General features: G+C 64.1%; 7 protein-coding genes. 3 read left to right on the forward strand and 4 right to left on the reverse strand.

Features of this window, described 5'->3' with window-relative positions; genetic code table 11:
- Positions 1-483: 483 nt before the first annotated feature.
- Positions 484-1,602, reverse strand: coding sequence for a LacI family DNA-binding transcriptional regulator (locus ENZ74_RS14050; RefSeq protein ID WP_063169765.1), 1,119 nt, complete (start codon positions 1,600-1,602; stop codon positions 484-486).
- A gap of 558 nt (positions 1,603-2,160) precedes the next feature.
- Here ENZ74_RS14050 and ENZ74_RS14060 point away from each other — a divergent pair.
- The 3 genes from ENZ74_RS14060 (at position 2,161) to ENZ74_RS14070 (ending at position 5,889) form a co-directional block, all read left to right on the forward strand.
- Positions 2,161-3,123: a sugar-binding protein gene (locus tag ENZ74_RS14060; RefSeq protein WP_013528381.1), complete on the forward strand. Its 963-nt coding sequence runs from the start codon at positions 2,161-2,163 to the stop codon at positions 3,121-3,123.
- Positions 3,124-3,295: 172 nt separating this feature from the next.
- Positions 3,296-4,840 (forward strand): sugar ABC transporter ATP-binding protein, encoded by a 1,545-nt coding sequence (locus ENZ74_RS14065; RefSeq protein ID WP_082826719.1) that lies wholly within the window; start codon positions 3,296-3,298, stop codon positions 4,838-4,840.
- Between the two features lie 53 nt (positions 4,841-4,893).
- Complete coding sequence (locus ENZ74_RS14070) at positions 4,894-5,889, forward strand: ABC transporter permease (RefSeq protein ID WP_027161057.1); 996 nt, start codon at positions 4,894-4,896, stop codon at positions 5,887-5,889.
- A 5-nt stretch (positions 5,890-5,894) separates the two neighbouring features.
- On the opposite strand, the gene phnN is transcribed toward ENZ74_RS14070, so the two are convergent.
- From phnN to ENZ74_RS14085, 3 genes are all read right to left on the reverse strand, one after another.
- Positions 5,895-6,524, reverse strand: coding sequence for a phosphonate metabolism protein/1,5-bisphosphokinase (PRPP-forming) PhnN (phnN, locus tag ENZ74_RS14075; RefSeq protein WP_024502021.1), 630 nt, complete (start codon positions 6,522-6,524; stop codon positions 5,895-5,897).
- Positions 6,521-7,672: an alpha-D-ribose 1-methylphosphonate 5-triphosphate diphosphatase gene (locus ENZ74_RS14080; RefSeq protein WP_063169766.1), complete on the reverse strand. Its 1,152-nt coding sequence runs from the start codon at positions 7,670-7,672 to the stop codon at positions 6,521-6,523. Before ENZ74_RS14080 ends, phnN begins: the two co-directional genes overlap by 4 nt.
- Before the next feature lie 13 nt (positions 7,673-7,685).
- Positions 7,686-8,119: DUF1045 domain-containing protein (locus ENZ74_RS14085; protein WP_127312815.1), on the reverse strand; the 434-nt coding region annotated here is incomplete at its 5' end.

The raw sequence follows: 8,119 nt of genomic DNA on the forward strand, positions 1-8,119 counted from the left end.
GCAGACGCAACTGCCTGTGGGACCGCGTGCAGGGCAAGGTTAGCGGACCAGTGCCGAAGGCCTGAAGAAAGACAAAGCGGAATGGTTCAAGCCCGCCTTGTCGGACGGGTGCGAAGAAATGCATCGCCATGCGAAGCTGCTGGACTGCCCGGAGGAGAAGTAATGCCCGTGGTAAAAGGGCTCCCTGAAGCGCGAGAACAGGCTCTGCACTCGCGATCTAGACCATCAGGCTTAATTGCTGGATTCCTGTTGTGCCGGTAGCGTAATCGGGCTGGGGTGTCCAGCACTGGCCGGCACGGCGTGTCCAACCCCAAATTCGCAACCGTGCCGGTCTGTTGCACCAATGGGAATGAATGTCTCAGACTTCGACCTTGACCCCCTTCCGCGCAAGAATCGTCTGCATTGCAGCCATCAGCTCTTCGTCCCACTGGTCAGGTTTCCCTAACGGTCGAAGGTAAGCCAGCGCGGGCCCGCCGAGTCGCGTTACCCTACCACCCCCCGTACACTCTCCCGCTCCACCAGCGGACACTCCAGCTTCGTGATCGGATACCGCCCCCGTCCAGGCGCCGCCGGCGCTTCCAGCTGTTCGATCGCCCATTGGCCCATCGCCATGTGCGGCAGGATCGAGGTCGTCAGCGGCGGGAACAGATGCCTGGCGATTTCCTCGTCGTCGTAGCCGACCACGGAGATGTCCTGCGGAATGTGCAGGCCGGCTTCCTTCAGCGCTTCGTAGCAGCCGATCGCGGTGCGGTCGTTCTGGCAGAAGATGGCGGTGGGCTTATCCCTGAGCGCCAGCAGCTTGACGGTGGCGGCATAGCCGGCGCTGGCCGACCAGTCGCCCTCGACCACCAGCTCGGGATCGAACGGGATGTCGGCCGTGGCGAGCGCGCGGCGGTAGCCCTTCAGCCGGTCCTGTGCCGCCTGCATCCACGGCTCGCCGGTGATGGTGGCGATGCGGCGGTGGCCGTGGCTGATCAAATGGCGGGTCGAGCTCTGGCCGCCGGCGATCTCGCTCGGCACCACGGACGGGAAGGCGTAGTCCGCCGTGTAGCAGTTGAGCAGGATCACCGGGATGTCGAGGCCGTAGAGATAGTCGGGCGCTGTGATCTCGCGGGTGAAGATGGTCATGTAGATCAGCGCCGAAATGCCCCGCTTGGTCAGCGCTGAAATAGCGCGCGGCTCCATGACGGAATCGCCCAGCGTCTGCGCCACCAGAAGCACGTTGCCGGCATTCCACGAGGCCTGGCGCGCGCCCTCGATGGCGACCACGGCTTCGGGGCTGGTGGCGAGCTGGTCGACGGCAAAGCCGATCACCCCGTCCAGCCCTTCGAAGGCGGGCCCCTCGAAGGCAGGCAATGCCGGGTGAAGCGCCTCGAAAGCGGGCGCGGTGTAGCCAAGCGTCCGTGCGGCCTCGATCACCCGTTCGCGGGTCTGCTGCGACAGCTTGATCCCTGGCGAATTGTTGAGCACGAAGGACACGGTCGCCTGCGAGCAGCCGGCGGCCCTGGCGATATCGATCATGGTGACGCGGCCCTTGGCGCCCTTGGCCGGCGCCTTGCGCCGCCTCGCTGTGTCGCTGGCCCGATCCGTCGTCTCGCTCATGGCAAATCCCAGTCTGGCTGGCCGGTCAGGCCGGCAAGGTGGCGTGACGCCGTCGATTTATCGGAATAACGTCAAGCTCGTTTATAACTATTAGTATGCCGGAGGTCCATCCGCCACGCATCTCCATACAAGCGAAAGCTCAATTAACAAAAGGCCTGGGCGGCTGCCCAGCGGTGAGGGCGGCACGCCGGCGGGCACACCGCGAAACCGCTGGCATTGGCTCGGAACTAATACTGTTTACTAATACAAAAATGCGCTGTACCGTCAATCGTCGCATCCGGCCGGTCACGTCCGGGGCGACGGGAGAGTACGAAAAATGGCCCGGTGGCGAGCGGATCCTATCTCCGCAAGCCTTGTCTCGGATATGTGATATGTCAGACAAATCGGACTATTTACGAATGAAGGATGAGTCTCTAAGGTCGCTGTCGTGGCTGGAACGACGCCATTCTTTCGGTGCCGGGAACCCCTTTGAGGAGGAGGGCGTCCACGCTGCAAACGGCAAATCAGGTCAGTGCAAGATCGGCCGGTCCAACGACTGAGCCAAACGGGAGGTTGAACATGAAATCCTTGATACGCAATGCATCCGTAGCCGCGACCGCGCTGCTGCTTGGCCTGTCGGCCACGGCAATCGCGCGCGCCGACGACAAGCCGACGCTGGCCTTCGTGGTCAACGGCGCTTCCGATTTCTGGAAGGCCGCCGAAGCCGGCGTCAAGAAGGCGCAGGGCGAACTGCCCGACTATACGCTCGAGCTCAAATATCCCGAGCAGTCCTCGGTCGCCATCCAGCAGCGGCTGATGGACGATCTGGTGACCGCCGGCGTCAAGGGCATCATGGTCTCGGCCGTCGATCCCAAGACCTCGACCGATGGCCTCAACAAGATCGCTTCGGAAACGGCGCTGTTCACCACCGACTCGGACGCCCCGCAGACCAAGCGCGTCGCCTATATCGGCTCGTCCAACGTCGATGCCGGCAAGCAGGCGGCCGAAATCGCCAAGAAGGCGATGCCCAATGGCGGCAAATGCCTCGGCTTCGTCGGCCTGCTCGGCGCAGACAATGCCAAGGAGCGCATCCAAGGCATGAAGGACGGCCTGGCCGGCACCAAGATCGAGTTGATCGACGTGCGCGGCGACGACATCGACCAGGCGCGCGCCAAGAAGAATGTCGAGGACGCGCTGGTCGCCAGCCCCGACGTCACCTGCATGGTCGGCTTCTACTCCTACAACACGCCGCGCATCTATGAAGCGCTGCGCGACGCCGGCAAGCTCGGCTCGATCACCGTCGTCGGCTTCGATGACGATCCGATCACGCTCGGCGGCGTCAAGGAAGGCACCATTGCCGCCACCGTCGTGCAGCAGCCCTTCGAATGGGCCTATCAGGGCATGAAGCTGATGGCTGCCTATCTCAAGGGCGACAAGTCGGGCATCCCGGAAGGCAACCTCATCATCATCCCGACCAAGATCATCGGCAAGGATGACGTCGACGCCTACGCCGCCAATCTGAAGGCGATGGCCGGAAACTAAGACTTGAAGCAGTTCAGCCGGCTCAACGTCGCTTGGGCCGGCTGCTCGCATTGACGAACACCGCGAGGATCGTCAGTCTGCCAAAAGCCAAGAGCATGATCCCGAAAAGTGGAAGCCGGTTCTCGGAAAAGATCATGCTCAGAAATTGGCCCGCCAATCGCTGTCAGGCATGATGAATTATTCCGACACATCCATTGCTGCATCCGTGACCGCCCCGTTCCTCAGCCTTGAGAACGTGCGCAAGACCTATCCGGGCGTCGTCGCGCTCGACGGCTTCTCCATGGAGGTCAGGCCGGGCGAGGTCATCGGCCTTGTCGGCGAAAACGGCGCCGGCAAATCGACGTTGATGAAGATCCTCGGCGGCGTCACCAGGCCCGACAGCGGCACGATCACCGTCGACGGCACCGCGCATGACAGGCTCTCCGTCGAAGCCAGCCTGGGATCGGGCATCGCCTTCGTCCACCAGGAACTCAATTTGTTCGAAAATCTGGACGTCGCCGCCAACATCTTCTTCGGCCGCGAACCTTTGCGCGCCGGGCCGCTCAAGCTCGTCGACCGCGCCAAGCTGCGCACCATGGTGGCGCCGCTTTTGAAGCGCGTCGGCGCCAATTTTTCCGCCGACACGCCGGTCGCGACCCTGTCGCTGGCGCAGCAGCAGATGGTCGAGATCGCCAAGGCGCTGTCGATCGAGGCGCGGCTGGTCATCCTCGACGAGCCGACATCCAGCCTGCCGCTCGCCGAGACCGACAAATTGCTCGACGTCATCAAGGCGCTGAAGGCCGACGGCATCAGCGTCATCTTCATCTCGCACCGCCTGCACGAGGTCGAACGCGTAGCCGACCGCGTCGTGGTGCTGCGCGACGGCATGCTGGCCGGCACCTTGCCGAAGAGCGATATCGGCCACGACCAGATGGTCAAGCTGATGATCGGCCGCATGCTGAAGGAGCGCGAGAAGGCCTCGGAAGCGGCGCGTGCGCCCGGCGCCGTAGCACTTGCGGCCAAGGCCATCCGCACCCCTGCCTATCCCGGCCGCCCGGTCGATCTCGACGTCAGGCGCGGCGAAATCCTCGGCCTCGCCGGTCTTGTCGGTTCCGGCCGCACCGAGCTGGCGCGGGTGTTCTTCGGCATCGATTCGAAGCTCGGCGGCGCGCTGGAACTCGACGGCAAGCCGCTTGCGCTGGCTTCCGCGGCCGACGCCGTCGCGCACGGCATCTTCCTGGTTCCGGAAGACCGCAAGCTGACCGGTATCCTGCTCGACCTGTCGATCGCTCAGAACATTTCGCTGCCCAATCTGCCCGCGCATGCGCGCCGCTCCCTGGTGTCCTCAAGCGCCGAGACCTCCACCGCCGAGAAGCAGAAGAAAGACCTCGGCATCAAGGCGCCTTCGGTGCAGACGCGCACCGGCACGCTGTCGGGCGGCAATCAGCAGAAGGTCGTGCTCGGCAAGTGGCTGGCCATGAACCCCAATGTGATGATCCTCGACGAGCCGACGCGCGGCATCGACATCGGCGCCAAGGCGGAAATCTACGGCCTGATGCGCGCATTGGCCGATGCCGGCGTCGCCGTGCTGATGATCTCGTCGGACATGGAAGAGGTGATCGGCGTGTCCGACCGCATCGCCGTCATGCATGAGGGCCAAATCTCCGGCATTCTCGACAAGGACCGGTTCAGCCAGGAAAACGTGCTGCTGCTGGCGGTGGGCAAGCAGCCGAAGTAGTTTTGCCGGGGTCTCGCGCAAGCGCGATCTGCTCAGGCATTGGGGAGAAGACGATGAGCAAGAAAGATCTCGGCCTGCTGATCCTGATCCTGGTGGTCGGGGCGATCGTTGCGATCATCAATCCGCGCTTCCTGCTGCCGATCAACCTCGCCAACACCTCGAACCTGATCGGTCTGTTCGGCATCCTGTCGATCGGCCAGGCCTTCGTCATCATCACCGGCGGCATCGAATTGTCGGTCGGCTCGGTGGTCGCGCTGCTTGGAACGCTGTTCATCGACTTCATCGCCGTGCGCGAGGTGGGCTGGCCGCTGGCCTTCGTGCTGATCCTGTTCCTCGGCGCCATCATAGGCCTGGTGCATGGCTGGCTGATCACAAGGCTCAAGCTGCAGCCTTTCGTCGTCACTTTGTGCGGCCTGTTGATCTACCGCGGTGTCGCCCGCTTCTACACCGCCGACGGCACGGCGGGTTTTGCGTTCGGCCAGAATTTTCCCGAGCTCGAATTCCTGACGGCCGGACGCTCCTATGGCGTGCCGAACAGTTTCATCGCGCTGATCGTTATTTCGATCGTCATGTGGGTGGTGCTGCATCGCTCGGTGTTCGGCCGCTATCTCTACGCCATCGGCAAGAACGAGGAGGCGGCGAAATATTCGGGCATCCGCACCGGCCGTGTCGTCATCGCCGCCTATGTCATCTGCGGTGTGCTGACGGCGCTGTCGGCGATCTATTTCGCCATGTACACGCGCTCGATCTCGCCGGCCAGCCACGGCCAGTTCTACGAACTCTACGCCATCGCCGCCGCCGTGCTCGGCGGCTTCTCGCTGCGCGGCGGCGAAGGCTCGCTGATCGGCGTCATCCTCGGCACGGTGCTGCTGCAGGAGCTGCAGAATCTCGTCAACCTGCTCGGCATCCCGTCCTCGCTCAACTTCGCGGTGATGGGCGGCGTCATCCTCATCGGCGTGCTGGTCGACCAGCAATGGGGCGTGTTCCGGGAACGGCGGCTGATGGTCGACGCCACCCGCAAGGGCGTGGCGGGCCAGGCTGCGGAATAGCTAGCCTAGATCAGGCCCGACATGTCGGAAAAGGCCATCGCCTTGCGCAGCACCTCGGCGAAGCGTTCGCCGGCGGCTTCGCGCGGGCCGCTGTTGTCGATCGAGGTGACGCCGGGCCCGGACAGAGTGACATTGGCGCTGCGTGCCAGCCGCGCCAGCACTTCGCCGCGGGACTCCCGGCCGCGCATCGCCAGACGCTCGGCCAGCACTTCAGGCGAGGCAGTGATCTCGACGACGGCCAGGTTGGCATAGCGTTCGCGCAAGGAGGGGATGATCGCGCGCGACACATTGGCGACAGCGACACGGCCATTGGCGACAGACCAGTCGACATCGGCGGGGATGCCGTAGCGCAAGCCGTGTGCTTCCCAGGAAATGGCGAAGGCGCCATCGGCTTCGGCTTCGGCGAAGGCAGCGTCGGCCAGCGTGTCGTGATCCTCGCTTGCGGCATCGCTCGGCCTGGTGATGACCCGGCGGACGAACTCCAGCCGCGTTTCGTCGGCAAAATGGTTGCGGGCGTAGCCGATCACCGTGTCCTTGCCGGCGCCGCTTGGGCCGACGACGGCGACGAAAACGCCATCGCGGATCGGAAACGTCTCGGCCGAAAGTTCCCGCTCGATCAGTGCCGACACCATCATGCCACCCGGCGTCCCTGCCGCCACACGGTGCGCACGACCGGAACATGGTCGTCGACGCGCACCCGCACCAGATCGGCGCGGCGGCCCTGCTCGATGACGCCGCGGTCGGTCAGTCCAACCGCATCGGCCGGGTTTTTCGAGACCATGGCGACGGCCTGCGGCAGGGAAATGCCTTCGACGACATCGCCGAGGAAGAACGCCGACTGGATCAGGCTGAAGGGAATGTAGTCGGACGACAAGATGTCGAGCAGGCCGTCGCTGGCCAGCGTACGGGCCGAGACATTGCCCGAATGCGAGGCGCCGCGCATGACGTTTGGCGCGCCCATCAGCACACCCATCCCGGCCTCTTTCGAGGCCCTTGCGGCCTCTTCCGTGGTCGGGAATTCGGCAACCCGCACGCCCTGCTCGATCGCTTCGTCGACATGGCCCGATGTGGCGTCGTCGTGGCTGGCCAGCACGATGCCGCGCTCCTGGCAGGCGGCGGCGATCACCGCCCGGTTCGGCGCCGAATTGCGCGCCGATTCGGCCATCCGTTTTTCGCAGAACACCTTGAAGTCGCGATCGGTCAGCTTCAGCTTGCGCTGGTAATAGTAGGCATAGGTTTCGAGATTGACGAACTGGCGCTGGCCTGGCGCATGATCCATCAGCGATGCCAGCTTAACCCGCTCGTCGCCGTCGAAATTGGCGAAAGCCCTGAGGCAGTCGGGTGCCGAAACCTCGCAGCGCAGGTGGATGAAATGGTCGGCGCGCAGACGGTCCTGCTTCACACTGTCCTCGATCGCGTCGGCCAGCTTGCGGATGTCGGCCGATGTCAGGTCGGCGTCTTCGTCCATGCCGACGCGCAAGGCGTCCAGCACGGTGGTGATGCCGGCGGTTGCCACCTGCGCGTCATGGGCGAGCACGGCGGCGATCGGATTCCAGCGCACCTTGGGCCGCGGCGCGTAATGGCCTTCGAGATGGTCGGTGTGCAACTCGACCAGCCCGGGAATAATATAGTCGCCGCCCATATCCTCGCCGATGCGGCCAGAGCCAAGGCTTGCGCCGGCTTCGATGCCGGCGATAAAGCCGTCGCGCAGCACCAGCGAACCTTCGACGATCTCGTCGGCAAGCACGATGCGGGCATTGTGGAGAACAGTCTCGGCGGTCATTTCAGGCAGTCCTTCAGGCGGTTTTTCTGGCCGGGCGGCGCCCGAGCGCGTGATGCGAGAGCACCATGAACGGCGCACCCGGTTCGGTTTCGACAAACAAGGTCAGCGCATCCACCAGCACCTTCTGTTGCAGCACTTCCGCGAACAGGCTGTCGATCGCTGCGCGCAAACGCGGGCTCTCCTGTGACCCCGCCCGGCCGGAGAGCGTCATGTGGAAGCGAAAGGTTTCGAAGACATAGGGGTAGCCCCATTGGCAGAGATTGCGGAACTCGGCCGGCTTCAGCGAATCCGGGCTGCGCCGCTCGATTTCCGCCTCGCTCAGCGGTGCGCGAAACCGGTCGAAGTCGCGCACCACGTCATCGGCGAACCGGTTGAGCGCAGGCACTGGCCCTTCCGGCACCAGTGCGAAGAAGCCGTCGATCTGGCTGACCACGAGACGGGGAATGG

The organism is Mesorhizobium sp. M7A.F.Ca.CA.002.15.2.1 (genome assembly GCF_003998715.1).
GTDB classification, from domain to species: domain Bacteria; phylum Pseudomonadota; class Alphaproteobacteria; order Rhizobiales; family Rhizobiaceae; genus Mesorhizobium; species Mesorhizobium ciceri.